This window comes from uncultured Corynebacterium sp., assembly GCF_937999985.1.
Lineage (GTDB): Bacteria > Actinomycetota > Actinomycetes > Mycobacteriales > Mycobacteriaceae > Corynebacterium.
Genome location: NZ_CALLDG010000175.1, coordinates 1 through 26,522, shown reverse-complemented (window position 1 = coordinate 26,522; position 26,522 = coordinate 1). Strand labels below are relative to the sequence as shown.

The 26,522-nt window shown below is 62.5% G+C and carries 25 protein-coding genes; 20 read left to right on the top strand and 5 right to left on the bottom strand.

Annotation, left to right across the window (positions count from 1 at the left end):
- From Q0331_RS08395 to purL, 14 genes are all read left to right on the top strand, one after another.
- Window positions 1-274: phosphoribosylglycinamide synthetase C domain-containing protein (locus tag Q0331_RS08395; RefSeq protein ID WP_298075922.1), on the top strand; the 274-nt coding region annotated here is incomplete at its 5' end.
- A gap of 86 nt (window positions 275-360) precedes the next feature.
- Window positions 361-1,725: a TrkH family potassium uptake protein gene (locus Q0331_RS08390; protein WP_298075921.1), complete on the top strand. Its 1,365-nt coding sequence runs from the start codon at window positions 361-363 to the stop codon at window positions 1,723-1,725.
- Window positions 1,718-2,377 (top strand): TrkA family potassium uptake protein, encoded by a 660-nt coding sequence (locus Q0331_RS08385; protein ID WP_298075920.1) that lies wholly within the window; start codon window positions 1,718-1,720, stop codon window positions 2,375-2,377. The genes Q0331_RS08390 and Q0331_RS08385 overlap by 8 nt, the downstream gene beginning before the upstream one ends.
- A 29-nt stretch (window positions 2,378-2,406) precedes the next feature.
- Window positions 2,407-3,837: an adenylosuccinate lyase gene (purB, locus tag Q0331_RS08380; RefSeq protein WP_298075919.1), complete on the top strand. Its 1,431-nt coding sequence runs from the start codon at window positions 2,407-2,409 to the stop codon at window positions 3,835-3,837.
- A gap of 78 nt (window positions 3,838-3,915) precedes the next feature.
- Entirely contained in the window at window positions 3,916-4,809 is an 894-nt protein-coding gene (locus Q0331_RS08375; RefSeq protein WP_296108955.1) for a phosphoribosylaminoimidazolesuccinocarboxamide synthase, read from the top strand.
- A gap of 263 nt (window positions 4,810-5,072) precedes the next feature.
- Window positions 5,073-5,711, top strand: a complete 639-nt coding sequence (locus tag Q0331_RS08370; RefSeq protein WP_298075918.1) for an ABC transporter permease — start codon at window positions 5,073-5,075, stop codon at window positions 5,709-5,711.
- Window positions 5,711-6,904, top strand: a complete 1,194-nt coding sequence (locus Q0331_RS08365; protein WP_298075917.1) for an ABC transporter ATP-binding protein — start codon at window positions 5,711-5,713, stop codon at window positions 6,902-6,904. The genes Q0331_RS08370 and Q0331_RS08365 overlap by 1 nt, the downstream gene beginning before the upstream one ends.
- The gene (locus Q0331_RS08360; protein WP_298075916.1) at window positions 6,901-7,668 is read left to right on the top strand and encodes an ABC transporter permease; all 768 of its coding nucleotides are present in this window, start codon (window positions 6,901-6,903) and stop codon (window positions 7,666-7,668) included. Before Q0331_RS08365 ends, Q0331_RS08360 begins: the two co-directional genes overlap by 4 nt.
- 2 nt (window positions 7,669-7,670) lie before the next feature.
- Window positions 7,671-8,648, top strand: a complete 978-nt coding sequence (locus tag Q0331_RS08355) for a glycine betaine ABC transporter substrate-binding protein (protein WP_298075915.1) — start codon at window positions 7,671-7,673, stop codon at window positions 8,646-8,648.
- Between the two features lies 1 nt (window position 8,649).
- Window positions 8,650-10,887, top strand: a complete 2,238-nt coding sequence (locus tag Q0331_RS08350; protein WP_298075914.1) for a S9 family peptidase — start codon at window positions 8,650-8,652, stop codon at window positions 10,885-10,887.
- 68 nt (window positions 10,888-10,955) lie between these two features.
- Window positions 10,956-11,690 (top strand): DUF2334 domain-containing protein, encoded by a 735-nt coding sequence (locus Q0331_RS08345; protein ID WP_298075913.1) that lies wholly within the window; start codon window positions 10,956-10,958, stop codon window positions 11,688-11,690.
- 80 nt (window positions 11,691-11,770) lie between these two features.
- Window positions 11,771-12,025 (top strand): phosphoribosylformylglycinamidine synthase subunit PurS, encoded by a 255-nt coding sequence (gene purS, locus Q0331_RS08340; RefSeq protein ID WP_011273064.1) that lies wholly within the window; start codon window positions 11,771-11,773, stop codon window positions 12,023-12,025.
- Complete coding sequence (purQ, locus tag Q0331_RS08335; protein WP_298075912.1) at window positions 12,026-12,697, top strand: phosphoribosylformylglycinamidine synthase subunit PurQ; 672 nt, start codon at window positions 12,026-12,028, stop codon at window positions 12,695-12,697. It abuts the gene before it with no gap.
- Between the two features lie 31 nt (window positions 12,698-12,728).
- The gene (purL, locus tag Q0331_RS08330) at window positions 12,729-15,158 is read left to right on the top strand and encodes a phosphoribosylformylglycinamidine synthase subunit PurL (protein ID WP_298075911.1); all 2,430 of its coding nucleotides are present in this window, start codon (window positions 12,729-12,731) and stop codon (window positions 15,156-15,158) included.
- A gap of 132 nt (window positions 15,159-15,290) precedes the next feature.
- Here purL and Q0331_RS08325 read toward each other — a convergent pair whose 3' ends face one another.
- On the bottom strand, window positions 15,291-16,259 hold the full coding sequence (locus tag Q0331_RS08325) for an acyl-CoA thioesterase (RefSeq protein ID WP_237744734.1): 969 nt from the start codon (window positions 16,257-16,259) through the stop codon (window positions 15,291-15,293).
- A 220-nt stretch (window positions 16,260-16,479) separates the two neighbouring features.
- Here Q0331_RS08325 and Q0331_RS08320 point away from each other — a divergent pair, with 220 nt between their 5' ends.
- The 3 genes from Q0331_RS08320 to purM all read left to right on the top strand — a co-directional run bounded on the left by Q0331_RS08320 (window position 16,480) and on the right by purM (window position 19,561).
- Window positions 16,480-16,860: a sterol carrier family protein gene (locus Q0331_RS08320; RefSeq protein WP_298075910.1), complete on the top strand. Its 381-nt coding sequence runs from the start codon at window positions 16,480-16,482 to the stop codon at window positions 16,858-16,860.
- A gap of 110 nt (window positions 16,861-16,970) precedes the next feature.
- On the top strand, window positions 16,971-18,443 hold the full coding sequence (gene purF / locus Q0331_RS08315; protein ID WP_153245992.1) for an amidophosphoribosyltransferase: 1,473 nt from the start codon (window positions 16,971-16,973) through the stop codon (window positions 18,441-18,443).
- Between the two features lie 17 nt (window positions 18,444-18,460).
- The gene (gene purM, locus Q0331_RS08310; RefSeq protein ID WP_298075909.1) at window positions 18,461-19,561 is read left to right on the top strand and encodes a phosphoribosylformylglycinamidine cyclo-ligase; all 1,101 of its coding nucleotides are present in this window, start codon (window positions 18,461-18,463) and stop codon (window positions 19,559-19,561) included.
- Window positions 19,562-19,661: 100 nt separating this feature from the next.
- Here the strand turns inward: purM and Q0331_RS08305 are convergent, their stop codons facing one another.
- Window positions 19,662-19,916, bottom strand: coding sequence for a DUF3073 domain-containing protein (locus Q0331_RS08305; RefSeq protein ID WP_298075908.1), 255 nt, complete (start codon window positions 19,914-19,916; stop codon window positions 19,662-19,664).
- A gap of 225 nt (window positions 19,917-20,141) precedes the next feature.
- Entirely contained in the window at window positions 20,142-21,383 is a 1,242-nt protein-coding gene (locus tag Q0331_RS08300; protein WP_298075907.1) for a folate-binding protein YgfZ, read from the bottom strand.
- Window positions 21,384-21,473: 90 nt separating this feature from the next.
- On the opposite strand from Q0331_RS08300, the gene Q0331_RS08295 reads away from it, so the two are divergent.
- Window positions 21,474-22,436: an aminodeoxychorismate lyase gene (locus Q0331_RS08295; RefSeq protein WP_298075906.1), complete on the top strand. Its 963-nt coding sequence runs from the start codon at window positions 21,474-21,476 to the stop codon at window positions 22,434-22,436.
- Here Q0331_RS08295 and Q0331_RS08290 read toward each other — a convergent pair.
- Both Q0331_RS08290 and Q0331_RS08285 read right to left on the bottom strand, forming a co-directional pair.
- Window positions 22,433-23,074, bottom strand: a complete 642-nt coding sequence (locus tag Q0331_RS08290; protein WP_239316412.1) for an FABP family protein — start codon at window positions 23,072-23,074, stop codon at window positions 22,433-22,435. The genes Q0331_RS08295 and Q0331_RS08290 overlap by 4 nt on opposite strands.
- A 10-nt stretch (window positions 23,075-23,084) precedes the next feature.
- The gene (locus Q0331_RS08285) at window positions 23,085-23,903 is read right to left on the bottom strand and encodes a DUF2993 domain-containing protein (RefSeq protein ID WP_298075905.1); all 819 of its coding nucleotides are present in this window, start codon (window positions 23,901-23,903) and stop codon (window positions 23,085-23,087) included.
- 165 nt (window positions 23,904-24,068) lie between these two features.
- Here Q0331_RS08285 and mshD point away from each other — a divergent pair, with 165 nt between their 5' ends.
- On the top strand, window positions 24,069-25,106 hold the full coding sequence (mshD, locus tag Q0331_RS08280) for a mycothiol synthase (protein WP_298075904.1): 1,038 nt from the start codon (window positions 24,069-24,071) through the stop codon (window positions 25,104-25,106).
- A 383-nt stretch (window positions 25,107-25,489) separates the two neighbouring features.
- On the top strand, window positions 25,490-26,522 hold a 1,033-nt coding region (pstS, locus tag Q0331_RS08275; RefSeq protein WP_298075903.1), incomplete at its 3' end, for a phosphate ABC transporter substrate-binding protein PstS.

The following is a 26,522-nucleotide window of genomic DNA, read 5'->3' as shown; positions in this document are numbered from 1 at the left end:
CGAGAACTACCCGGCCAGCCCGGTGACAGGTAAGCCAATTGTCGGGGCGGAGCCGGGCAACGAATCCCGCGGCATTTTGGCCGCGGGCGTGGCAGAGCAGAATGGCCAGCTGGTGAGCTCCGGCGGCCGCGTGCTGAACGTCATCGGCACCGGCGCCACCCTGGCGGAAGCACGCAAGCAGGCCTACGAGACCCTGCAGGGTATCCAACTGGAAGGCTCGCACTACCGCTCCGACATCGCCCTTCCCGCAGTTGAGGGGCGCATTTCCATCTAGTACCCGAACGCTGTTTTGACAGCATTTGGGTGTAAAGATTGCATAAGGGTTTCGCACTGGGTGCAATGGGTTTAAGGTAACCTCTTGTGATTGCACAACCAGGCGAAAGTCGCCGGCGGGGCTGGCAAGGCTTCAGCCCCGCGCAGCTGGTCTCCGTGAGTTTCCTGCTGCTTATCCTTGCAGGCACAGCGCTATTGCTGTTGCCCATATCCCGTAGCGGGCCGGAGAGCCCGGAGTTCACCACCGCTCTGTTTACCGCTACCTCGGCCACCTGCCTGACCGGTCTCACCGTCGTGGACACCGCGACCTACTGGTCCCATTTCGGGCAGGTCGTCATCATGCTGCTGATCCAGGTCGGAGGCCTCGGCATCATGACGCTCGCCACGGTGGTGAGCTTCGTTTTGGCTGGACAGATGGGCGTCAAAGGGCGCCTGCGCGCCGCCGCGGAACAACGCGGAAGGTACCTGGGCGAAATCCGCACCATCATCTTCGGCACCATCGGCTTCTCCCTGGCCACTGAGCTGGTGATAGCTATAGTGCTGACCTTCCGCTTCGCCTCTGGCTATGGCTACGGCTTCCTGCCTGCGGTGTGGGAGGGTACGTTCCACGCGATCTCAGCGTTCAACAACGCTGGCTTCGGCCTGCGCTCCGACAACCTGATGCCCTACGTCAACGACGCGGGCATCATACTGCCGATCGCCGCTGGCATCGTCATCGGCGGCCTGGGTTTCCCCGTGCTGCTGGAACTGCGGGCGCGGTGGCGTTCGAAGGTGAAGCACCCGCCATCTCTGACCTTGATCTTCACGCTCACCGGCACCGCGATCCTGCTGGTGGTGGGTACGGTCGGCTTCGCGCTGATGGAGTGGACCAACGCCCTGCGCGACCTCACGCCGCTATCGGCGCTGCAAGCGGCGTTCTTCCACTCTGTCTCCTCCCGTACGGCCGGCTTCAACTCGGTGGATCTGACGGAGCTGCGCCCGTCCTCGCTGATGCTGACGGATTTCCTGATGTTCATCGGTGGCGGCTCGGGCGGCACCGCGGGTGGCGTGAAGGTGACGACCGCTGCGGTGCTGGTGGCGGTGCTGATCGCGGAGGTACGCGGCGACGAGCAGCTCCTGGTCGCCGGCCGGCGCATTCCGAGCCGCATCGTCCGTCAAGCCATGGCGGTATTCATGATGGCCTTCCTAGTGGTCGGAGTATCCATCATGGCGCTGCAACTTTTGCTGCCGCAGTACGATTCGCACCAGATCACCTTCGAAACCATCTCCGCTTTCGCCACCGTGGGTCTGACCACCGGAATCACCCCGGAGTTGCCGGACTTTGCCCGCATTTGGCTGGTCGTGCTGATGTACCTCGGCCGCATTGGGCCCATCACCGTGGTGGCGGCCCTGGCTGCCCGCACTAACCAACGCCTCTATTCCTACCCAGTAGAAAGGCCGTTCATTGGCTAAGTTCCTTTCCCACCCCACCAATCCTCCCGTCGTCATCATCGGCCTGGGCCGCTTCGGCATGGCTCTCGGCGAAGAACTCGTACAATCCGGCGTGGAGGTGCTGGGCATCGACGTGGACGAAGCGGTGGTGACAAAGGCCGCCCCGCTACTGACGCACGCGGTCATCGCCGAAACCACCGACCAGGATGCGCTGCGCCAGCTCGGGGTGCAGGATGCCCACCGCGTTGTCATCGGCATCGGTTCAGACATGGGGGCGTCACTACTTACAGCTTCCGCCGTGATGGACCTCGGGGTACCCAACGTCTGGGCGAAGGCAGACAACCAGCAACACGCGAAGATCCTGACACAGATCGGCGTGCACCACGTAGTGCGACCCGAGCGGGATACCGGGCGGCGCGTGGCGCACCTGATCGCAGGCCACGTGCAGGAGTACATCGAGTTTGACCGCGACTTTGCGATGGCCAAGCTGGCGCCGCCACTGCACATGCACGGCCGCAAGGTGGAGGAGACCCCGCAGGGGATCGCCATCGTCGCGGTGCGTTCGGCGGACGGGCACTTTTCTACTCCGCCAGCGGGGTATGTGATTCGCTCAGGCGACCTGGTGATTGCCGCGGGGCGGATCAAGGACCTGGATAAGTTCGCGGATTCCTAAAAGCCAGCGGTACGCATAAACTCGGGGACGTGCCTGCTAAGAAAAATATTTCCAACGTCCTTGCCAACCGCTACGCCTCCCCAGAGATGACCGCCATTTGGTCCCCGGAGGACAAGATCATCATGGAGCGCAAGCTCTGGATCTCCGTCATGAAGGCCCAAGCCGAACTCGGGGTGGAGGTCCCGGCCGAGGCTATCGAAGCCTACGAGAAGGTCATCGAGAACGTAGACCTTGCATCCATCGCCGAGCGAGAAAAGGTCACCCGCCACGACGTAAAGGCCCGCATCGAGGAATTCAATGCGCTGGCCGGCCACGAGCACATCCACAAGGGTATGACCTCCCGCGACCTGACGGAGAACGTGGAGCAACTGCAGATCTTTAGCTCCCTGCAGCTGGCCCGCGACAAGGCAGTTGCCGTCCTGGCGCGCATCGGCCGCCGTGCAGCGGAAAATCAGTCGCTGGTGATGGCCGGGCGCTCCCACAACGTGGCCGCCCAGGCAACGACCTTGGGCAAGCGCTTCGCCTCTGCCGCCGATGAGCTACTGGTGGGGCTCGAGCGCATCGAGGATCTGCTGAGCCGCTACCCGCTGCGTGGCATTAAGGGGCCGATGGGAACCAGCCAGGACATGCTGGACCTGGTCGGCGGCGACGAGTCCAAGCTGGCGGCACTGGAAAGCACCATCGCCGAGAACCTGGGCTTCTCCCGCGTATTCGATTCCGTCGGCCAGGTTTATCCGCGCAGCCTGGACATGGACGCGCTGAGCGCCCTGGCGCAGATCGGTGCCGCCCTGTCTTCGCTGTCGATGACGATTCGCCTGATGGCGGGCAACGAGACTGTCACGGAGGGCTTCAAGGAAGGCCAGGTCGGTTCCTCCGCCATGCCACACAAGATGAACGCCCGCTCCTGCGAGCGCGTGGGCGGCATGCAGGTCCTGCTGCGCGGCTACCTGACCATGGCCGCGGATCTGGCCGGTGCGCAGTGGAACGAGGGCGACGTGTTCTGCTCTGTGGTTCGCCGCGTGGCTCTTCCCGACGCCTTCTTCACATTCGACGGCATGTGTGAGACCTTCCTGACCGTCCTGGACGAGTTCGGAGTGTTCCCGGCGATGATCGACCGGGAGCTGGAGCGCTACCTACCGTTCCTGGCCACCACGCGCATCCTGATGGCAGCCGTGCGCGCCGGGGTAGGCCGCGAGACGGCTCACGAGTTGATCAAGGAGCACGCGGTGGCGGTGGCGCTGAACATGCGTGAAAATGGCGGCGACCAGGATCTAGTGCAGCGCCTCGCCGGCGACGACCGCTTCCCGCTGGATGAGTCGCAGCTGGAGGAGGCACTGGCGGAACGCCACGCTTTCATTGGCGCAGCCGAGTCCCAGGTGTCCCGCGTCCTATCGCGCATCGAGGAAGTTAAGAACCGCCACCCGGAGGCCGCTGCCTACACACCGGGCGAGATTCTGTAGCTGCACAAAACGCCGAAGATTCGCACAGTTCCGGCCACAAATAGTCAAAAGCTTGGTGCAGGGCTACACTGTCTACTCATGCGTCCAGAACTGTGCGAGTACGAGCACCATTCCGCAGGTAAAGTGCGGGAGATCTACGAGGTTGATGAAGACAACCTGCTGATGGTTGTCAGCGACCGGATCAGCGCCTACGACTACGTCCTTGATACTGAGATCCCGGACAAGGGACGAGTGCTCACTGCCGTGAGCGCTTTTTTCTTTGACGAGATTGATTTCCCCAACCACCTGGCCGGTGCGTTGGATGACGAGCGAATTCCCGAGTACGTCCTCGGCCGCGCCATGTTGTGCAAGAAGTTGGATATGATCCCCTTCGAATGCGTGGCTCGTGGCTACCTGACCGGCTCTGGCCTGAAGGAGTACGAGGAAACCGGCAGCGTGTGTGGCGTGGAGCTGCCCGAGGGCCTTGTGGAGGCCTCCCGCCTGCCGGAACCCATCTTCACCCCGGCCACCAAGGCCGAGCTCGGTGACCACGACGAGAACGTGAGCTTCGACGTGGTCGTTGAAGCGCTTGGGGAGGAGCGCGCCAACGAGCTGCGCGAGGCCACCCTCTCGATCTACAAGAAGGCCGCCGCCATCGCCGAGGAGCGCGGCTTGATCCTGGCCGACACTAAGTTCGAGTTCGGCCTGGACGCCGACGGCACCCTGGTGTTGGCCGATGAGGTGCTGACCCCGGACTCCTCCCGTTACTGGCCTGCCGAAGGCTACGAGGAGGGCAAGGTGCAGCCCAGCTTCGATAAGCAGTACGTGCGCAACTGGCTGACCGGTCCGAAGTCCGGCTGGGACAAGTCCGAGGGAACGCCCCCGCCGCCGCTGCCGGGGTCCGTGGTGGAAGCCACCCGCTCGCGCTACATCGAGGCCTACGAGAAGCTATCCGGCAAGCGCTTCTCCGACTGGATCGGCCAGTGCGTTTAAGCGACCGATAGACTCGTTCGCGTCAGAAACTGCCGTTAGGTTAGCCCCCACGAATGTGGGGGCTTTCTTTGTCTGGCGGTTCTTTAGGCTTGCTCAAAACCCGTTTTCCCTGCATACAGAGTTGAACCGGCCTATGGTTACAGACGTAGACGCCTTAGCCCTCCGGCGGCAAAGAGGCAATTTTTTTGTACTGCGCCGCCGTGCAAAGTCGCAAACCCGTGACGTAGAGGGCTGGACATCGGCGCCCTCATCGAGAGACTTCTATGGTTGAATTCATCTCTAGTCGCTGGACGGACATTCTGTTCAAGGCTTATCAACATGCCAGTTTGGTGATTCAGTCCGTAGCTATCGCGACCATCATCGCTTTAGCTGTCGCTGTTCTGGTCACCCGCTATTCCAAACTCGCACCATTCGCCAACGCATTTTCGGCGATTGGTCTAACGCTTCCCTCTTTTGCTCTGCTGGGGCTTTTGATCCCACTGATGGGCATTGGCACTATGCCCGCGGTGATTGCCGTTGTGTTTTACGCAGTGTTGCCGATTATGCGTAACGCAGTCGTTGGCCTCCAAGCAGTAGACCCGGTGCTGGTGGAATCCGCCCGCGGGCAGGGCATGGGCGCTCTGGCGACTTTCTTCAAAGTCGAGTTTCCCCTGGCTTGGCCCGTAATTATGACGGGCATTCGGGTGTCTACCCAGATGTCCATGGGCGTGGCTGCCATCGCCGCCTATGTCTTGGGGCCAGGTTTTGGTAGCTACATCTTCCGTGGCCTTGCCCAAGCGGGTGGTCAAAATGCCATGTACTACGCGATTGTCGGCACCGTGGGTGTGGTCATCGTTGCACTGATTGTCGATGCGGCACTGGTACTGCTCGGCCGGGTCACGACTTCGAAGGGAATTCGCTAATGTCCGATTCAAATCCTGTCCAGAACACTAATAGTCCCCGCATCAACACTGCGACCGGTGTGACGCTCGAATTCAAGGACATTGTCAAGCAATACCCCGGGCAGAAAGCTCCTGCAGTAAAGAAGCTCAATTTGAAAATCAATGCAGGCGAGTCCGTCATGTTTGTCGGCCCCTCTGGCTGCGGCAAGACTACTTCTCTGAAGATGATCAACCGCCTCATCGAGCCCACCAGCGGGCAGATCCTCATCGACGGCAAGAACGTAGTGGACAGTAACGTCTCGGAGCTACGCCGCTCCATCGGCTACGTCATTCAGGGAGGTAGTCTGCTGCCTCACTTTACCGTGGCTCAGAACATCGCGATCGTTCCCAAGCTGCTCAAGTGGGATAAGAAGCGCATCGCTGCCCGCTGTGACGAGCTAATGGAGATGGTGGGACTCGATCCGAACCTATATCGCGACCGTTATCCGCGCGAGCTCTCGGGTGGCCAGCAGCAGCGCGTGGGCGTTGCGCGAGGCTTGGCCGCTGACCCACCAGTGCTTCTCATGGATGAGCCCTTCGGTGCGGTGGATCCCATCACCCGCCAGCGCTTGCAGGACGAACTTTTGAGCATTCAAGATGAGCTGCATAAGACTATCGTCTGCGTCACCCACGACATCGACGAGGCCATCAAACTGGGCGACCGAATCGTCATCTTTCGAGAGCAAGCTGAGATTGCTCAGTTCGACACTCCGGAGGCAATTCTGTCGAATCCCGCCGATGATTATGTCGCGGACTTCGTTGGCTCTGGTTCGAAGTTGAAGCAGCTCTCGCTGTTGCGCGTTGACGATGTGGGGCTTAGTGACGCCCCTACATGTCGCGTTGGCGAGGCGGTCAGTGAGGTTGTCGCGAAGGTCGAATCGCAGGGGGAGGATCATGTGGTGATTCTGGACGATCAGGACCGACCGCAGGAGTGGCTGTTCTTGCGGACTCTGAAGCACCACGACAAGGTTCCGGCAGCTACCCACGAACTGGAGACAGTCATCGATCGCCGTTCCACCTTGAACAACGCTTTGGATACCATGCTGATGTCCAGCCACGGTGGGGCAATGGTTACGGAGCGTGGCCGGTACGTGGGCGTGATTCGCTATGACGATGTGACGGACTATGTCCGAGCGACCCGCGAAGAAGCACGTGGTGTGGGGGAGGACGCATGAGTGCTCCACAGGAAAGTACCGTAAAACGGGTTATCTCCGCAGAGGACAAGATCCTGCTCATCGGTTTGCCCATCATTGTTGCAGTGGGATTGATTGGCTGGGCAGTCTGGCGAAATACCGCAGAATTGGGCGCCGTGGAAGAACGGCAGCTGGCCTGGGGGACTGTGTTGGAGTTAACTCGCCAGCATCTCCTGCTCGTCGCCATCTGTGCGGTGATCGTTCTGGTGTTAGCTATCCCCGCGGGAATTCTTTTTACTCGTCCGAAGCTGCAATTCTTGGCACCGATCGTCACTGGAATTGCCAACGCGGGGCAGTCCGCTCCAGTCATCGGTGTGATTGTGCTTCTGGCTATGTGGATCGCGTTCGGTATTCCCGTCGCAGTCCTTTCGCTTTCTCTTTATGCCTTCCTGCCTGTGTTGGCTAACACTATTGCAGGACTCCGCGGCGTCGACCCCGCGCTGATCGAATCCGCCCGTGGGATGGGAATGACCAATTGGCAGGTTCTACGACAGGTTGAGCTGCCTCTGGCGTTGCCGATCATCATGACGGGCGTGCGAACCGCACTGGTGTTGCTGGCTGGCACAGCGTCCTTCGCCACGTTCATTGACGCAGGCGGGTTGGGCGCGCTGATTCAGACAGGCATCACCCTGTATCGCTTCCGTATTCTCGTGTCCGGCGCACTTCTTATTGCCCTGTTGGCACTGGTGGTGGAGTGGCTGGGGCGACTCGCAGAGGTTTATCTCAAGCCGAAGGGGCTGGAATAGAAATGCAAACGCTCAAGTCTCTCAAATCCATTGTCGGTGCTCTGTGTGCGGCGTTGTTGGCCTTCGGAGCCACGGCCTGTGGGCTGGGTACAGCCGGGGGATATAGCCCTTCTGGTACGTTGTCCGGCCCTATTGACGGCGTTGATTTGAAGGACGCGAAGGTGGCCGTAGGGTCAAAGAACTTCACCGAACAGATAATTTTGGGGAAGCTTGCCGTCATTCTTTTTAAATCCGCTGGTGCGGATGTCGAAGACCTCACTAATATTCCGGGGTCGAATAGTGCCCGCGAGGCCATGGTGAAGGGCGATATCAACTTCCAGTGGGAGTACACCGGAACGGCCTGGATCTCCTACCTTGGTCACGACGATCCAATTTCTGATGAAGAAGAGCAGTATGAAGCTGTTTTGAAGGCCGATCGGGAAAAAGGCTTGGAGTGGCTGCCACCGGCGCCGATGAACAACACTTATGGCTTCGCAATTCCGCGAACAAAGGCAGAAGAGCTCGGGATTTCCAAGCTCAGCGATCTGGCCAAACTGCCAGATAACGAGCGTACCTACTGCGTGGAATCTGAGTTTGCCAACCGTAACGACGGGTTCCGGCCGATGCTAAAGCACTACAACGTTCCGGCTGCTTCGAAAGGTAATGTGTCCACCTTGGACACTGGTGCGATCTATCAGGCTACAGCCGATGGGTTATGCAACTTCGGTGAGGTATTCACCACCGACGGGCGTATCAAGGCGCTGGACCTGCAGGTGATGGAGGACGATCGGCAGTTCTTTCCCAAGTACAACCTTTCGGGCGTGGTTCGGCAGGAACTTCTTGAGGCATACCCGCAGATAAAGGATCTCCTAGAGCCGGTATCAGAAAAGTTGACGAACGAGACGCTAATCGACCTGAACGCGGAGGTAGACGTGGACGGCAGGGAACCTGTGGACGTGGCCTACGACTGGTTGAAGGAGGAAGGCTTCGTCACTGAGTAGCATGGCGCGTATGCCTAATAACGACGCGCCCCAGACAGCTAAGAACCCGATCGCGGCCCCGCCGGTCGCCAAGCAGGTGCCGCACACCCGCACCTTCCACGGCCGCGAGTTCGTGGATAACTACGAGTGGCTGCGCGACAAGGACAACGCGGAGGTCCGCCAGCACCTAGAGGCGGAAAACGCCTGGACTGCCCAGCAGACTGCGCACCTCAAGCCATTGGAAGACCGCCTGTTCGAGGAGGTCAAGGCCCGCGTGCAGGAGACGGATATGTCCCTGCCCGTGCGTTCCGAGGGCTGGTGGTACTTCTCCCGCACCGAGGAAGGCAAGAGCTATGGCACCATGTGTCGCGTTCCCATCGCCGACGAGGACGACTGGACCCCGCCGACGATCGAGCCCGGCATTCCCGCGCCGGGCGAGGAGACCTTCCTGGACTGCAACGCCCTGGCAGAGGGCAAGGAGTTCTTTAGCCTGGGCGCGGCCAGCGTGACCCAGGACGGCACGCGCCTGGCTTACTCGGTGGACGAGACCGGCTCCGAGCGTTTCACCCTGCGCATCCGCGACCTCACCACGGGGGAGGACCTGAAAGACGAGATCGCGGATGTCTTCTACGGCGCCACCTGGGTCGGCAGGGATACCGTGTACTACCAGCGCGTGGATGAAGCGTGGCGACCGCACGAGGTCTGGCGCCACACAGTCGGTGAGGGCGTCGATAAAGACGAGCTGGTGTACCGCGAAGACGACGAACGTTTTTGGGCGGGGGTGGCGACGACCCGCTCCGAGCGTTACCTGTTGATCCACACGGGCTCGAAGGTGACCAGCGAGGTGTGGTACCTCGATCTGGAGGATCCAAATGCGGAGCTGACCTGCGTAATCCCGCGCGAGGCCGATGTGGAGTATGCGGTGGACCACGCGGTCGTGGGTGGCCAGGACCTGTGGCTGATGTTGCACAACAAGACAGGTCCGAACTGCGAGTTGGGTTACCATCCGACCGGCCAGATTGCCGCGTGGGACGACGTGCAAGCTCTCGTGCCGCACCGCGAGAATGCACGCCTGGAGGGCGTGGATGTCTTCAGCGACCACATTGTCCTCGAAGCTCGGGAGAATGCGCTGGAGACCAGCTACATCATGAAGCTTGGTGACGCCGACACCTCGACCGGCGACTCTCCCGCCCAGGCCTTCGGCGAGTTCGAGCGGATCGAGTTCCCCGGGGAACTCTGCGGGGTTGGCGCCGTGGGCAACAGCGAGTGGGAGAGTCCGGTGCTGCGCGTGGCCTACACCGCCTTCACCACTCCGCCGCGGATCTACGACATCGACTTGGCGACGGGGAAGAAGATCCTGCGCAAGGAACAGCAGGTGCTGGCCGACCCGGACGGCCGGGAGTTCGACCCTGCGCAGTACACCTCCCAGCGGCTGTGGGTGACGGCCGAGGACGGCGCGCGCATCCCGGTATCCCTAATCCACCGCACGGACGTGGACATCACTCAGGCGAACCCGGTGCTGCTGTACGGCTATGGTTCCTACGAGAACTGCATCGACCCGGGATTCTCCCTGTTCCGGCTGTCCATGCTGGACCGCGGCGTGGTCTACGCTATCGCGCACGTCCGCGGCGGCGGCGAGATGGGCCGACTGTGGTACGACCACGGCAAGGGGCTGGAGAAGCGCAACACGTTCACGGACTTCGTGGCCGTCGCCGACCACCTGCTGCGCGAGGGCATGACCACCCGCGAGCAGATGGTGGCCGAGGGCGGTTCCGCCGGCGGCATGCTCATGGGTGCGGTGGCCAACATGGCGGGGGATCGCTTCGCGGGCATTGAGGCCGTTGTTCCTTTCGTAGATCCGCTGACCAGCATGCTGATGCCGGAGCTGCCGCTGACCGTGACGGAGTGGGACGAGTGGGGTGATCCCTTCCACGACCCTCAGGTCTACGACTACATGGCGGGTTACGCTCCTTATGAGAATGTCTCGGCCGACCTGACCTACCCGCCGATCCTGGCGGTGACCAGCCTGAACGACACCCGCGTGCTGTATGTGGAGCCCGCGAAGTGGGTGGCCAAGTTGCACGAGGTGGGCGCCGAGAAAACGCTGCTGCGCATCGACATGGAGGCCGGCCACGGCGGCGTATCCGGCCGCTATGCCAAGTGGCGCCAGGCGGCTTTCGAGACGGCCTGGGAGCTGGAAAAGATGGGAGCCACCGAGCTGCTGGTGACGGACCAGTCCGACGAGGATGCGAGCCTTTAACAACTCGACGCCCAGATGTAGGGCGGGCGTTACCTCCCGTTCACCTGTGTTGTGCAGGCTAAGTATCTATGAGCCCCGCACAGTCCACCCCCAGTACCCAGCGTGCCCCCCGCGTTTTGTTGACCATCACCGGTTTGCGCCAGGGCACGGTAACTGCGGCGGAGAAGATGCGCGACGCGGCGCGGGCGCTGGAACTACACGCTGGTTTGGTGCTGACGGTGCAGGGGCCGAATTGGCGCCTGAAGGATGACCACGCGACGCTGGAGCTGGTGCACGATTCCGCTGCCCGCGGCCACGAGCTGCTGTTAGGCGGGCTCGGACCACTGGGTGGGGCGCCTGGCAAAGGGGAGTTCCACCGGCTCGGACGCCACGAGTCAACCCTGCGGCTCTCCGCCGCCACCCGCCAGCTGGATGCGCTCGGCTTGGCGCCTAAGGCTTTCGCTCCAACGCGCTGGCTGGCGTCCGAGGACGCGCTGCAGGCCGCCGGCGAGGTGGGTTTCGCAGTCGCGGCGGATGCGTATACCATCCGGGATCTGGGCAATGAAAAGCGCTACCCGGTGCGTGTGCTCGCGTTTGGTGATGGCTTTGGATCGGTGAAGTGGTGGCGTCGCAACGTCCTCAATAGCGTGCGCCGTAGCGCCGCAAAGGGCAAAGACATCCGCCTTTCCATCAGCGCGGCGAAGGCTGGCAAAGACGACGTGGCGAGCGATATGCTGCGCATTCTCGAGTTGCTTTGCGAGGCCGGCTACGAGTCCGCGAACTACTGGGATTACGTGGAACGCCAGCAGGCATCTGTAGCTTAAGGGGGCGGGTGCCCAGCAGTGTTACGATGGGGCGGTAACCAACCGGGAAAATACCGCAAAGCTGGGAGAATGTAGAAGCCATGGCTCGTGTTGTCGTCAACGTTATGCCCAAGAAGGAAATCCTCGATCCGCAGGGTCAGGCCGTCGTTCGTGCCCTGGGCCGCATCGGCATCAGTGGGGTGGAGGATGTGCGCCAGGGTAAGCGCTTTGAGCTGGAGGTCGGCGAGGGTGTCTCGCGCGAAGACCTGGAGAAGATCGCCTCCGACCTGCTGGCAAACACCGTGATCGAGGACTACGACGTGGTCGTCGAAGGCGCAGATGTGGAGGCTAAGTAAGTGACCAGCCGCATTGGAGTGATCACCTTCCCCGGCACCCTCGACGATGTCGATGCCGTGCGTGCTGTGCGCCTGGCGGGTGCGGAGCCGGTGGAGCTGTGGCACGCAGACGAGGATCTGAAGAACGTCGACGCTGTGGTCGTCCCCGGTGGTTTTTCCTACGGCGACTACCTGCGCGCCGGTGCCATCGCCGCCATCGCCCCGGCAATGAAATCCGTGGTGGCTGCCGCGGAGCGCGGTACCCCGGTGCTGGGGATCTGCAACGGCTTCCAGATTCTGCAGGAAGCCGGCCTGCTGCCCGGCGCCCTCACCCGTAACGAGGGGCTGCACTTCGTGTGCCGCGACATCTACCTGGACGTGGAAAACACCTCCACGGCATGGACCAACCAGTTCGCTGAGGGCAGCAAGATCCTGGTGCCGTCGAAGCACGGCGAGGGCCGCTTCCAGGCCAGTGAGGAAACGCTGGAGCGCCTGGAGGGCGAAGGTCGCGTGGTGTTCCGCTACGTCGAGAATCACAACGGCTCCCGCAACTCGATCGCCGGAGTGTGCAGTGAAAACGGTCGCGTAGTTGGGCTAATGCCACACCCGGAGCACGCCGTGGAAACCCTGACCGGCCCGTCCTTGGATGGCCTGGGGCTGTTCCAGTCCGTTCTGTCCACGCTCGTTTCCTAATCTTTCTTCTTACAAGGAGCACCCGATCCTCATGATTCACAACGACACGGTCGCCGATGCTAAGGCCAACCCGGACCTGGAGCAGCCGTATCACGAGCTGGGCCTAAAGGACGACGAGTACGCGCGCATCAAGGAACTGCTGGGCCGTCGCCCGACCGATGCGGAGCTGGCCATGTACTCCGTCATGTGGTCCGAGCACTGCTCGTACAAGTCCTCGAAGACGCACCTGCGTTACTTCGGCGAGACCACGACCGAAGAGATGAAGTCCAAGATGCTCGCCGGTATCGGTGAGAACGCTGGCGTGATCGACATCGGCGATGGCCACGCGGTGACCTTCAAGGTCGAATCCCACAACCACCCCTCCTACGTGGAGCCCTACCAGGGCGCAGCCACCGGCGTGGGTGGCATCGTCCGCGACATCATGGCAATGGGCGCGCGCCCGGTGGCCGTGATGGATCAGCTGCGCTTCGGCCCGGCCGACCTACCGGATACCCAGCGCGTGCTGCCCGGCGTGGTCGCCGGTGTGGGCGGTTACGGCAACTCTCTGGGGTTGCCGAACATTGGCGGCGAGACTGTTTTTGACGCCACTTACGCGGGTAACCCGCTGGTAAATGCACTGTGCGTGGGCACTTTGAAGACCGAAGACCTCAAGCTGGCCTTCGCTTCTGGCAAGGGCAACCGAGTGATCCTTTTCGGCTCCCGCACGGGCTTGGACGGCATCGGTGGCGTGTCTGTGCTGGCCTCTGACACTTTTGAGGAAGGCGCAGAGCGCAAGCTGCCCGCCGTGCAGGTGGGCGACCCCTTCGCGGAGAAGGTACTGATTGAGTGCTGCCTGGACCTGTACCGCGCCAACGTGGTGGTGGGTATTCAGGACCTCGGTGGCGCCGGGCTTTCCTGTGCAACCGCGGAGCTGGCTTCCGCTGGTGACGGCGGCATGCACATCAACCTGGATAACGTGCACCTGCGCGCCGAGGGCATGACCGCCGCGGAGATCCTGTCCTCCGAGTCGCAGGAGCGCATGTGCGCCGTCGTGGAGCCGGAGAACGTGGATGCGTTCATGGAAATCTGCCGCAAGTGGGACGTGCTGGCCTCCGACATCGGCTGCGTGACCGACGGCGAGCACCTTGTCATCGAACACTGCGGTGAGATTGTGGTAGACGCTTCGGCGCACACCATGGCTGAGGAAGGCCCGGTCTACGAGCGCCCCTACGAGCGCCCGGCGGAGCAGGACGAGCTGAATGAGGTTCGCGGCGTGGAGCTGCCGGAGACCTCCCAGGAGGTTCGTCAACAGATCCTGGACCTGGCGGCCTCCCCGGCGCTGTGCTCTCGCGAGTTCATCTCCGAGCAGTACGACCGCTACGTGCGTGGCAACACCGTTGCGGCCAAGGACGCGGACGCGGGCGTGCTGCGCATCGACGAGGAGACCGGTCGCGGCATCGCCGTTTCTACCGACGCCTCCGGCCGTTACACTCGCCTGGATCCCCGCACTGGCGCCCAGCTGGCGTTGGCTGAGGCTTACCGCAACGTTTCCGTCACGGGCTCCACCCCGGTGGCAGTGTCCAACTGCCTGAACTTCGGTTCCCCGGAGGATCCGGGCGTGATGTGGCAGTTCCGCGAGGCCGTGCACGGCCTGGCCGATGGTTGTAAGGAGATGGGCATTCCGGTCACCGGCGGCAACGTCTCCTTCTACAACCAGACCGGCGACACCGCCATTCTGCCGACCCCGGTCATCGCGGTACTGGGCACCATCGACGACTGCGCGCGCCGGATTCCGCAGCAGCTGCCGAAGCCGGCTGCCGAGGGCGAGAAGCAGGAGGAGTACCACCTGGTCCTGGTGGGGGCGGAAACCCGCGAGGAGCTCGGCGGCTCCATCTGGCAGCAGGTCGTCCACGACGAGCTGGCCGGCATGCCCCCGCAGGTGGACCTGTCCGTGGAGCAGCGCCTGGGTGCTTTCATCACTGCGCAGCGCGACAAGATCGTCGCCGCCCACGACCTCTCCGAGGGTGGCCTGTCGCAGGCCGCCGTTGAGCTGGCAATCCAGTCCGGCCGCGGAGTGGCCGTGAACCCGATGCTCAGCCAGCACGAATCCGCCGCAGTGGAGGGCCGCACGCTGGCACAGCAGGCGGCAGTGGGGCTGTTCTCCGAAACCGCCTCCCGCGTGCTGCTGGCAGTGCGCAGCGAGGACTACGGCGACCTGATGCGCGAACTGGCCGAAACCGGTCTGACCGGTGGCTGGATCGGCCTGACCGGCGTGAACGACGCAGCAGACCAGCCGGTCATTCGCTTCGGATCCGGCGTGTACCCGGTGCTGCCCTTCGGCGGAGAGGTCGAGCTCGACCCGGCCAAGGAGCACGATGAGGACTTCGACGTCGTCATCGCCCTGGAGGCAGCCGAGAATGCGTGGACGTCCACGCTGCCCGCGCTGTTTAGCCACGCGGCAGGCAACAACTCCGTCATCTAAGGTGCCGAAGAGTAAGGCGCTGAAGAGCTAGAGCTGAGAAAGGAGCCCGCGACCGGTGTGGTCGCGAGCCCCTTTTACTATGCGCCGTGCGGAGTATTCAGCGGGCGGGAGTAGCGCCCAGCTCTCCGGGTTTTACTCCACGAAGCGGAAGTCGCGGTTGCTGGGGCTCACCAGCGGCCGCGGCAGGAACTCCTTGCGCAGGTTACGCAGCGTGGCGGCGTGCTCCTCCAGGCGCTTATCCTCGCTGGTCACCGGCGTGTACTTGCGTGCCTGCAGCGGGTTACCGTCCAGGTCGATAGCGATGTACGTCATGGATGCGTGGATGGCCACCGGCAGGTTGCCCTTGCCCTCGCGCGGGTCGCCTGCACGCAGGTGCACCATCACCGTCATCGAACGCTCGTCGGTGCGCACCAGGCGTGCATCCACCTCCACGAGGTCGCCGATGTGCACCGGGCGGTAGAAGCGAATGCCGCCGGCGTACACCGCGGTGGTGCGCTCGCCGGTCCACTGCATCGTGCAGGCGGTGGCCGCCTCGTCGATCCACTCCATGGCGGTGCCACCGTGCACGTTGCCTCCCCAGTTCACGTCCGTCGGCTTCGCCAGGAAGCGGTTCACCAGCTCCGGCGCAGTGGACTTTTCGGTGTAGGTCTGACGGAGCATCTCCTCTTCGATGGCCTTGCGCAGCTGGATGCGGGAAAGCGCGGCATCTTCCACCCGCTTTTCTTCGTCGGTGGTCGGCACGTAGGAGGGGATCTGCTTGGACTTACCGTTTTCGTCCAGGGCGACGAAGATCACCAGGCAGTCGCAGGCGCGGGTGAACACGCCCTCGCGCGGGTCGGCGGACAGCACCTCGTTGACGATGTGCATGGAGCTGCGGCCGGTGTAGGCAATGCGGCTGCGGACTTCCACCATGTGACCCGAGGGGATCGGGCGGGTGAAGTGGATGTGGCCTACGTAGGCGGTAACGCAGTAAGACTGAGCCCAGCCGACTGCGCAGGCGTAGGCGGCCTTATCAATCCATTCCAGTACGCGACCACCGTGTACACCCATCGCCCCTGCCATCAGCACGTCTGTCGGGGCGGCGAGGAAGCGCAGAGTCACCTTCGGGCTGCGCTCCTGGGGAGCCTCTGCCGTGTTATCAGATGCATTGTGCTCGTTGGGGGTGGTGTCTTTAGCGCTTTCCGCCACGGGTCACTGCCTTCCTAAGATCCCTGTACTAAATTCCCTGTACTTCTTTCGTGTTCAACTCCCCAATACTAACGTGCCCCCACACCTCGGTGTTCGAAAGAGCACGACAAATTCGCCACTACAATCTCCAGACATGAAGCATTTACACGGCCCGGAACTATCCGCCGCTGCTCGCAGCGCCGTTGAAGCGGTGTTGCCCTGGGTAAAAAAACCCGCGGAGCAGCCTCGTCCGCCACGTGCCGACGTCGCTGCGGCGGTTCGCCTGTCCGCGGCTGTCCTGGAGGAGCTGGCCCCCGGCCATTCCGTCGAGGTACGCGTTCCTCCGTTCACCGCCGTCCAGTGCATCGCGGGTCTGGAGCATCGCCGTGGCACTCCGCCCAATGTTGTTCAGTGCTCGCCGATTACGTGGCTGCGCCTGGTTGTGGGGGTTGAGGATCTTTCTGGTTCGGACGCCGACACCTCCGGCACCCGCGCCACCGCCATCGCTGAGCACCTTCCACTGTTGAGAATGTGAGGTCGCTCAGCCGGCGAAAGGGCATCCCTTTGGGTTAGTGCGGATGGGCTAGTAGAGTCGGCATAGTGGCAAACATTCAAGGCCAGAGAAAACTAACAGAGGCAGAACCGTTGCTGAGCCCGTTCGACGACCGGGGCGAAACCGAGCCCCGGGAGGAATGTGGCGTATTCGGGGTATGGGCGCCGGGGGAGGACGTCTCTAAGCTGACGTACTACGGCCTGTACGCGCTGCAGCACCGAGGCCAGGAGGCCGCGGGTATCGCGGTGGGGGATGGCGACCAGATCGTCGTGTTCAAGGATCTGGGTCTGGTCAGTCAGGTGTTTGACGAGCAGTCGCTCGAGGCTCTCAAGGGCCACATCGGCATGGGGCACAACCGCTACACCACTGCTGGTGGTAATAGCTGGGAGAACGCGCAGCCCATGTTCCGCATGGCTCCCGATGGAACCGACGTGGCTCTGGGCCACAACGGCAATCTGGTGAATCACCGCGAACTCACCCAGGAGGCCGCCCGGTTGGGTCTGGTGGATCCGAAGGAAAATCCCTCTGATTCGCTGGTCATGTGCGCCCTGCTGGCCGCCGACACCCGCGAGGGGCACGGTGTGGAGGAGGCAGCCATGGAACTGTTCCCCAAGGTCAAAGGCGCCTTCTGTGTGCTGTTTACCGATGGTGACGCACTGTACGCCGTACGAGATCCGCAGGGCGTGCGCCCTCTGTCCATCGGCCAGTTGGCCAGCGGCGGCTGGGTTGTTGCTTCCGAAACCGCGGCGCTGGACATCGTGGGCGCGCGTTTCATCCGCGACGTCGAGCCGGGAGAGCTGGTGGCCATCGACGGCGACGGCGTGCGTTCCCGCCGCTTTGCGGAGACGAAGCACAAGGGCTGCGTGTTCGAGTACGTCTACCTGGCCCGCCCGGATTCCGTCATCCGTGGCCGGTCGGTGAACGGCACCCGCCTGGAGATCGGCCGCAAGCTGGCAGAGGAGGCTCCGGCGGAGGGCGACCTGGTGATTCCCGTGCCGGAGTCCGGTACGCCCGCGGCGGTGGGTTACGCCCAGGCCTCGCACATTCCCTTTGGCCAGGGGTTGATGAAGAACGCCTACGTGGGGCGCACCTTCATCCAGCCCTCGCAGACCATCCGCCAACTTGGTATTCGCCTGAAGTTAAACCCCCTGCGTGAGGTCATCGAGGGCAAGCGCCTGGTCGTGGTGGACGATTCCATTGTCCGCGGAAACACCCAGCGCGCGCTGATTAAGATGCTGCGCGAGGCCGGGGCGAAGGAAGTGCACGTTCGCATCGCCTCGCCGCCCGTAAAGTGGCCGTGTTTCTACGGCATCGACTTCGCCTCGCCCACCGAGCTGATTGCGAATAATGTGGATCCTTCGGACCCGGTGGAGGGAATTCGCCGGGAGATCGACGCGGACTCCCTAGCATTCGTTTCTACCGAGGCGATGATTGAGGCGTCACAACAAAGCAGCGACGAGCTGTGCGCGGCGTGCTTCGACGGTGTGTTCCCGCTGGGCATGCCGAGCGACAACCCGAACGCGGCGTTGGTAGAAACAATGCTGAAGCAGCAGGCGAAGAATTAGGAAAGCAAGGACAAGCCATGAGTGACCACCCCGAGAACACCCCGAAGCAGGCAGAGGGCGCATCGTATGCCGCTGCCGGTGTAGACATTGAGGCCGGCGACCGCGCGGTAGAGCTTTTCGCGCCGCTGGCTAAGAAGGCCACCCGCCCCGAGGTGCGCGGCGGGCTCGGTGGCTTCGCCGGCCTGTTCGCACTGGGCGATTATGAAAAGCCGCTGCTGGCCGCCTCCTCCGACGGCGTGGGCACCAAGCTGGCCGTGGCCCAGGCGATGGACAAGCACGATACGATCGGCCGCGACCTCGTCGCCATGTGCGTGGATGACCTGGTGGTCTGCGGCGCCGAACCGCTGTTCCTGCAGGATTACATCGCCATCGGCAAGGTCGTGCCGGAACACGTTGCCAGCATCGTCTCCGGCATCGCCGCGGGCTGTGAGGAAGCCGGTTGTGCGTTGCTGGGCGGCGAGACCGCTGAGCATCCGGGCGTGATGGAGCCGCACGAGTACGACGTCTCCGCCACCTCCGTCGGCGTCGTCGAAGAGACCAATCTGCTGGGTCCGGATCGCGTGCGACCGGGTGACGTGGTGATCGCCATGGCCTCCTCCGGCCTGCACTCCAACGGCTACTCCCTGGCGCGCCACGTGCTGCTGGATACTAAGCAGCTGCCGCTGGATGGCCACATCGAATCCCTTGGCCGCACGTTGGGGGAGGAGCTGCTGGAGCCGACCCGCATCTACGCCCTCGATTGCCTGAAGCTGGCCAGCGAGTGTGACGTTCACACCTTCGCCCACATCACCGGCGGCGGCCTGGCCGCTAACCTGGGGCGCGTGATCCCGGAAGGCCTGGTCGCAGAGCTGGAGCGTTCCTCCTGGACCCCCGGCCCGATCTTCCGCCTGATCCAGGAGGAAGGCCAGGTCTCGCAGGAGGAGATGGAAAAGACCTTCAACATGGGCGTGGGCATGGTCGCCGTCGTCGCGGAGGATGATGCCGAGCGTGCACTGGCGATGCTGACCGCCCGTCACATTGATGCCTGGCGCCTGGGTGAGGTTCGCCCGGCACAGGACGGCCAGTCCGGCGCGATCCTGGATGGCGAGTACCGCAGTCCCGTAGAGCCAACCAACTAAGGCGCGCTAGAGCCGGGGCAAGGAAAAAGCAAGAAAAACTCCCGCGCTGCGCTTTTCAAAAGCGTCAGCTGCGGGAGTTTTCTAGTGAATAGGTTGGCTTTTACCGCGACCCGTTGGAGTATTTATCCTCGTAGTCGTCGGCGTACTCGTCGCTGTAGTCGTCGTATTCTGCAGCGTAATCGCTGTAGTCATCCTCGTACTCGTCGTACTCGCTACCGCCGCGGGAACCGGAATCCCGGTTCTGCGACTGGCCAGAGAGTTCCCTCTGGAGCCTCTCCAGATCCATTTCCGGAGCGTTGTACTTCAACTGACGAGCAACCTTGGCTTGCTTTGCCTTGGCACGGCCGCGACCCATGGCCTGACCCCCTTGCGGTGTCCTCGAGTGGCACGGGAGTTCGGCCACCCTTTTCGTTTACAAGTTAAGTTTCTTCCTGCCCTACACCATAGCGGTTAGCAATCATTTTTTCCCAAAAGCCCCCTCCTGCCGAAGGCGCAGGCGCGGGGGTTTTCACACCAAATACCCCCTGTGACCTGCTCTGTTATTGGGTATCCAAGGGGGTCAAGCCAATGTGAGGGTTTTCTAATTTTTCCCGCGCAGCCGGTTGATCGCCGCTCGCCCCGGTCGGATCGAGTTGTCCCCCGCGGCATTCGCAAGGTCGCTGGGGTCGATCGATGCGTCGATCCCATCGGCAAGTAGCGGGGGAACGTCGCTGTTTTTGGACGCCACCTTCTCCACCACGTTCCGCTTCACCAAAGCCAGGGCGACGGGCCCGTAGTCGCAGTCGTGCACGCTGGATCCGACCCGGCCGATTCCGCGGCCACCCGCGGTGAGTTCGGCGCCCACGCCGGGCAGCCGGTTAGCGGATCCGTCCAGGTGCAGCATCACCAGAACGCGCGGAGATTTGCCCAGGTTATGCACTCGGGAAACCGTCTCCTGCCCCCGGTAGCAGCCCTTGTTCAGGTGCACTGCGGCCTCGGTGGGGCCGGCGGAAACGTCGTCCAGCTGGGTGGCGCCGCTGATTCCCTTGCCGATGAAGGCGGGAATCTCGTGGGGGATGGCGCGCTCGTCGGTATCCACACCTAGGATCGGCAGGCGTGCCTGCACGCGGAATGCGTCGTAGGCCATGCGCCCGGTGGGCTGGGCGACATTAGTCAGCTCGTCCCAGGCGCGGGTGAAGCTTTCACGGGGAACCCACAGGTCCAGGGCCTGTACTTCACCGATAGTTCCGGTTCTCCACAGTTGCAGATCCACATCTTCCGGAACGTCGAAGTTTAGCTGGGCGGGCAGGGCGGTGGAGGAGGTGGCGTCAACAGTAAAGAGCGAGGAATCCACGGCGAGGTCCGTGCCGAGCACCGTAAGACGTGCCCACGGCAGGCGCTCGACGGAGACCTGCGACCAGAAGACCATCTTGCTCAGATAGTCCTCGAGTGCGTCGGCGTGGGTGGCTGGGGTGTCGAGGATCAGCGCGTCCTCGGTGGCGAGGATGCCGAAGAAGTGCTCGACGTGGCCCTTGACGTCGAGGATCAGGCCGAAGGTGGCCTGGCCGGGCTCGATGGCGTTGACCTTCTGGGAGATCAGGTTGTTGAGCCAATCGCGGCGCTCCGAACCCGACACGCGGATGGCCACGCGATCCCAAAAATCCACGAGGCCAGGCTTGCCGTCGTTTACGCGGGACTGCTCGGTGAGGGGGTTGCCGTAGTGCCAGGCAGTGGCGCTGCTCTGAGCTTCCGGTGCCTCTGAAAGTTCGGCGACCTCACTGCCAGTCAGTGCGCTGGCGGCAGGTGCGTGGTCGACGATCGGGCTGCGAGTCAGATCAAACACACCTCCTATCGTAGGACGCGGTGTGGCTGGCATGCCAGTGGTGGCTCTCTATGGGGCATGCAAAACGGCCGGAAACAGCTCGGGAATAGAATGAGAAGCATGAGTAATCAGGAAGCAAAGTTCGTGGTCGTTGACGTTCTGGGCGAAGCTGGCACTGGCATGGAGGCTGGCACGGGCGCTGACACGGCAGCTGCCACCCAAGACCCGCAAGTTCGGGATGCGACCGTGCCGATGATCTACGCAGACGACCTAGCCGCCGTGCGCGGCGACGGGGTTTTCGAGACCTTCATGCTGCGCGGTGGCAACGTGCGCAACCGCGAGCGCCACGCCACACGCTTCCTCAACAGCTCCGCGATGCTGGACCTGCCGGAGCCGGACCTGGAGCGCTGGTTCCGCGCCACCGACATTGCCGTGGCCGACTTCGAGGAGAAGAACGGGCCGGGGCAGGAGGCCGCGCTGCGCTGGGTTTACTCGCGCGGGCGGGAGTCCACGGGCCAGCCGACGGGCTGGGTCACGGTGGCGCCGGTCAGCGAGCACGTGCTGCACGACCGGGAGCACGGCGTGCGGGTGATGACGGCCGAGAGGGGCTTCCGCATCGACCTATCGGAGCGTTCCCCGTGGGCGCTGATCGGCGCGAAGACGCTATCCTACGCAGCCAACATGGCCGCCCTGCGCAGCGCGAAGGCCCGCGGGGTAGACGACGTGATCTTCCTGTCCGACGAAGGGCTCGTGCTGGAGGGGCCGACTTCGACCGTGGTTGCCGCGGAGGTAGACCCGACGACAGGGGAGAAGAAGCTCGTCACCCCGCCGGCGCATGTGGGCATTTTGAAGGGCACCTCGCAGGCCGCGCTCTTTAAGCTGGCCGAGCAGCGCGGATGGGTCACCGAGGAAAGGGCACTGCGGGTCGAGGACCTTAAAGCCGCCGCCGGCGTGTGGCTGGTCTCCTCTGTGCGCGTGCAAGCTCGGGTTACAGAGCTGGACGGCACCCAGCTGCCCCGTCCGGAGGTCGCCGACGAGGTGGAAAAGATGGCCTGGGAGGCTGTGACCGGCTAGCCGACCACGCGGGACAGCTGCGCGGACTGCCAGGGAACCATCTCGCCGTCGATGAGGCGCTCGTCGACCCAGCCGAGGTCGTTGTTCGGCATCAGGCCGTAGAGGCGCTTGCCCGGCCCCAGGTTCGTCGGGCCGGTGGCTGTCGCCATCGTCGAGGCGCTTTCCAGCTGCCAGGCGCGCTCGTTCAGCGGGCTGCCGTACAGAATCTCCACCATGCCATCGGAGTGGGTGAGGATCATCTCGATCTCATCGTCATCGTTGATACGCAGGAAGCCGGACTCGCGGCGACCAGGGGTCTCGGTTGGCTGCCCGTCCTCATCCATGCGCCAGGTGCGGGAATCGTAGCTGATGCGATTCTCGCCATCGTGGGCGAAGACGACCTGCTGGCCGAATGTGAACTCCTCCTCGCCGGGAGGCGCCGCTTGGCCCTGGCCACGCCACACGCCGATCAGCGGCAGCAGCGCCAGCAAACCGTCGTGCAGGTTGGGGCCCTTGCGCAGGTTGGCTGTGTCGTCGGGGATGGGCATGTCGCCGAATTCCGGCAGGTTCTTGTCGCTAGTGGATTTGGACTGCTCGGCGGCCAGGTTGACCGCTTCGTTAGCGTCTACCTTGAACTTCTTCTTTTCTTCTTCAGCCATGCCCTCAAGACTATAGGCTGGGGAGTTCTTCTTCACTCAAGGGTCGGGATCGCGGAGCCAAATCGGACAGGCTGATCTTCGTGTACACCTGCGAGGTTTCGACGAACACCGAGCCGCCCGAGACGAAGATCCGCTCCGGGTCGCCCCGCATGGGTAGTTCCTTGCCCGGGATGCTCAAGCTAAAGGCGTCATTAACCCGCTTTTCGATGTCCGGATCGAGTGTGGCTTCGTCGGTGACGTTCTTGGCCTTGATGTCCAGCCCGTCGGGGACGGAGAGGATCTTGGTCGGAGTGATCACCATGGTGCCCTCGACGATGCGCAGCTTTACCTCGACCTTCGCGGGTTTGGCGAAGCCCTCTGGCTTGCCTTCGAAGATGGCCTCGGTCTCCCAGCCGCCGCGGGGCGAGATGTCGTCGAGGTTCTGGATCTGCAGGGCCTCGATGCCCATGCGGTTGCCCAGCAGCACGCCGTCCAGCTGCAGACGGGTAAAGACCTTGCGTGCCGGGGCGTTTTCGATGGTGCCGTTGAAAACATCGTCTGCGGAGACAGTTATATACTGCGCCGAGGTTTGTACGCTCATCAGGCCGAAGCCCGGCACATCCACGTCGTTGGCGACGACGGTGACGGCTTGGAGCTCGTGGCTAAGCGCGGCGCCGGTGTAGGGGAAGCCCGCCACCTGCACCTTGGGTGGGTTGGCTAGGTTCGAGTCGGCGTATAGCGCTTCGGAGATCTTGTGTTCGGCACGGGCGGCGATCACATTATCGACCAGCAGCGCCACGAGCAGCACCAGCACGAGGGCGAGCGCGCCGCGGATTGCGATCTTCTTCACCTGGCCGGCCCCCTTCTCGAGTCTCTTTATCGCTCCCTACAGGTTACTAGGTGCCCTTGTTCCTTCTTTATGACGCCACGCCCCCGCCGCCGCAATCTCAGTGAAGCGTTAAGAAACCGTCGAAATCTACCCCAAAAATGCCGAAAGTGAGGGACAATCGGGGGCATGGCTATTACCTACGACACATTTGAAGACCTGTGGGAGCACTCTGAGGTGTTGGAGGGGGTTCACGAGGTGCTGGGTGAAGTCGCTGAGGCAGATGGGGTGCCTGCGATCAGTGAGGCTTTTCTGCGCGGCATTGACGAGAACCGCGGCCACAAGCACGTAGTGGCAAGGAATAGCGAGCGTGTGGTCGGTGTGTTGGCGATCGACCCGGATCGCGTGATCGAGCTGGCCGTCGCCCCGGAAGTTCGCCATAGCGGGGTGGGGATCGCCCTGTTCGAAGCTTTGCGTGACCAGCTGGGGGTGAGTGGCGCGATTGACGTCTGGGCGCATGGAGATTCCGCCGGTGCCCAGCGCTTTGTCGAGTCGCTGGATGCCCGCCGAACCCGTGAACTGTTGAAGATGTCGCTGGACTGCGCGCCGGCGACGAAGGCGGCCAGGGCCATTGAGGCGGGCGGCGCAGATGCCGAGAAGCGTTGCGAGGAGCAGGATATTGAGGTTCTGACGTACGCCGAGTCCGTGGCGCGCTTTGATGCAGATTCCGTGGATGCCGAGTGGGTGCGCGTCAATAACGAGGCCTTCGCATGGCACCCCGAGCAAGGCGGCTGGGATGTAGACCACCTGCGTTCTGCTCGGGACACTAATTGGTTCGACCCGGACGGGGTTCTTATGCTGTGGGTGCGGGACGAGAATTCCGCTGCCGAGCGGGTGGGCATTCCCTGTGCTGCCGATGGGGGCGAGGGGAACGACGATGTTTTCCGGCTGGTGGGCTTCCACTGGACGAAGATCCCGCTGGAGGAGAAGGAAAAGGATGCCGGCGAGCGAGCAGGTGAGGTATACGTCGTGTGCCTCGCTGACGATGCTCGCGGCAGGGGACTGGGGCAGGCGATCACGCAGCTGGGTATGAAGTTGCTCCTGGATAACGGCTGCGGCCGCATCGAGCTGTATGTGGAGGGGGACAACGCGCCCGCGGTTTCTACGTACAAGCGACTTGGCTTCGAAGTGGTGCACACCGATGTGGTCTACCGTGGGTGTCTCTAGGTAGTGGGACTAAGGAGCGAGAAGCCTTAACCGTTCATCGGTATCACCTGAGAAATATTTATGCCCACTAGCCGTGTATTGCTAAGGGTGAGGTGGGTTCAGCTTCGCTGCAGGTTAACTGCGGGTTAAATCAAGCTACCTTCTGTCACATGGGGGGTAGCGTTTAGGTGTGGTGCTGGGGGTGCTTTGGCAATGCTTTCTGAACCGGCATAGTTGCCTGTGCTGCATGAATGCTGTTGTTCACCTGCTGTTCACTTACAGCACTCTTTAAATCCATAAGCGCCGATTAACTTTCTTGGTGACGCAAGAGTGGCTCCTACAACTGCGGGCTTCTCCTGTAAGACACTTTTCTGTACTTCTGACAATTTTCGGAGGAAAACCTCGTGAAGTTCACCATGAAGCGCACCAGCGCTGTAGCTGCAACCCTGTTTGCTGGTTCCCTGATCCTGACCGGCTGCTCCAACGCTGACAACAACGAAGGCGGCAGCGGCGAAGGTTCCCGCGAGATGGAAGAGGCCACCGGCGAACTGCGTGGCGAAGGCGCTTCCTCTCAGGACAACGCAATCCAGAACATCTTCGGCCCGGCTTTCTCTAGCACCGGGGCTACCCTGGCTTACAACGCTTCTGGTTCCGGTGATGGCCAGAAGAAGTTCATCGCTGGCCAGGCTGACTTCGCTGGTTCCGACTCCCCGCTGAAGGACGACCAGATCGAGGACGCCAAGAAGCGCTGCGACGGCAACGACGCATGGCACCTGCCGATGGTTATCGGCCCGGTGGCAATCGCTTACCACCTGGAGGGCGTGGACGAGCTGAACCTGTCCACCAAGACCGTTGCCAAGATCTTCAAGGGTGAGATCAAGAAGTGGGACGACGAGGCCATCAAGGCTGAGAACGAGGGCGTGGACCTGCCGTCCGACCCGATCGAGGTTGTGTACCGCTCTGACGAGTCCGGTACCTCCGACAACTTCCAGAAGTTCCTGTCTGCTTCCACCGGTGAGTGGGATTCTGAGGGCAAGAGCTTCCCGACCAAGGTCGGCACCGGTGCTCCGAAGTCCAAGGGTGTTGCTGACCAGGTTGCAGCCACCAACGGCGCAATCACCTACGTTGAGTCCGGCTTCGCTGAGGAGCTCGACGCAGTCAACATCGCCAAGATCGACTTCGGTTCCGGCCCGGTTGAGCTGAACAAGGACAACGTCAACAAGGCGCTGGGTGAGGTTGAGTTCTCCGGCGAGGGTAACGACCTGGTCGTTGACGCTGACAAGCTGTACGCCATGAACGGCGAGGATGAGTACCCGCTGGTTCTGACCACCTACGAGATCGTCTGCTCCGCTGGCTACGACGACAACACCTCGAAGCTGGTTAAGAACTTCCTGAACACCATCCTGGACAACCAGAACGATGATCTGGCTGACCAGG

Coding starts and splice junctions, on each gene's coding strand:
- Q0331_RS08375 (WP_296108955.1), top strand. CDS start 3,916: ATGCGTCCAGAACTGTGCGAGTACGAGCACCATTCCGCAGGTAAAGTG.
- Q0331_RS08370 (WP_298075918.1), top strand. CDS start 5,073: ATGGTTGAATTCATCTCTAGTCGCTGGACGGACATTCTGTTCAAGGCT.
- Q0331_RS08365 (WP_298075917.1), top strand. CDS start 5,711: ATGTCCGATTCAAATCCTGTCCAGAACACTAATAGTCCCCGCATCAAC.
- Q0331_RS08360 (WP_298075916.1), top strand. CDS start 6,901: ATGAGTGCTCCACAGGAAAGTACCGTAAAACGGGTTATCTCCGCAGAG.
- Q0331_RS08355 (WP_298075915.1), top strand. CDS start 7,671: ATGCAAACGCTCAAGTCTCTCAAATCCATTGTCGGTGCTCTGTGTGCG.
- Q0331_RS08350 (WP_298075914.1), top strand. CDS start 8,650: ATGGCGCGTATGCCTAATAACGACGCGCCCCAGACAGCTAAGAACCCG.
- Q0331_RS08345 (WP_298075913.1), top strand. CDS start 10,956: ATGAGCCCCGCACAGTCCACCCCCAGTACCCAGCGTGCCCCCCGCGTT.
- purS (WP_011273064.1), top strand. CDS start 11,771: ATGGCTCGTGTTGTCGTCAACGTTATGCCCAAGAAGGAAATCCTCGAT.
- purL (WP_298075911.1), top strand. CDS start 12,729: ATGATTCACAACGACACGGTCGCCGATGCTAAGGCCAACCCGGACCTG.
- Q0331_RS08320 (WP_298075910.1), top strand. CDS start 16,480: ATGAAGCATTTACACGGCCCGGAACTATCCGCCGCTGCTCGCAGCGCC.
- purM (WP_298075909.1), top strand. CDS start 18,461: ATGAGTGACCACCCCGAGAACACCCCGAAGCAGGCAGAGGGCGCATCG.
- Q0331_RS08305 (WP_298075908.1), bottom strand. CDS start 19,916: ATGGGTCGCGGCCGTGCCAAGGCAAAGCAAGCCAAGGTTGCTCGTCAG.
- Q0331_RS08295 (WP_298075906.1), top strand. CDS start 21,474: ATGAGAAGCATGAGTAATCAGGAAGCAAAGTTCGTGGTCGTTGACGTT.
- Q0331_RS08290 (WP_239316412.1), bottom strand. CDS start 23,074: ATGGCTGAAGAAGAAAAGAAGAAGTTCAAGGTAGACGCTAACGAAGCG.
- mshD (WP_298075904.1), top strand. CDS start 24,069: ATGGCTATTACCTACGACACATTTGAAGACCTGTGGGAGCACTCTGAG.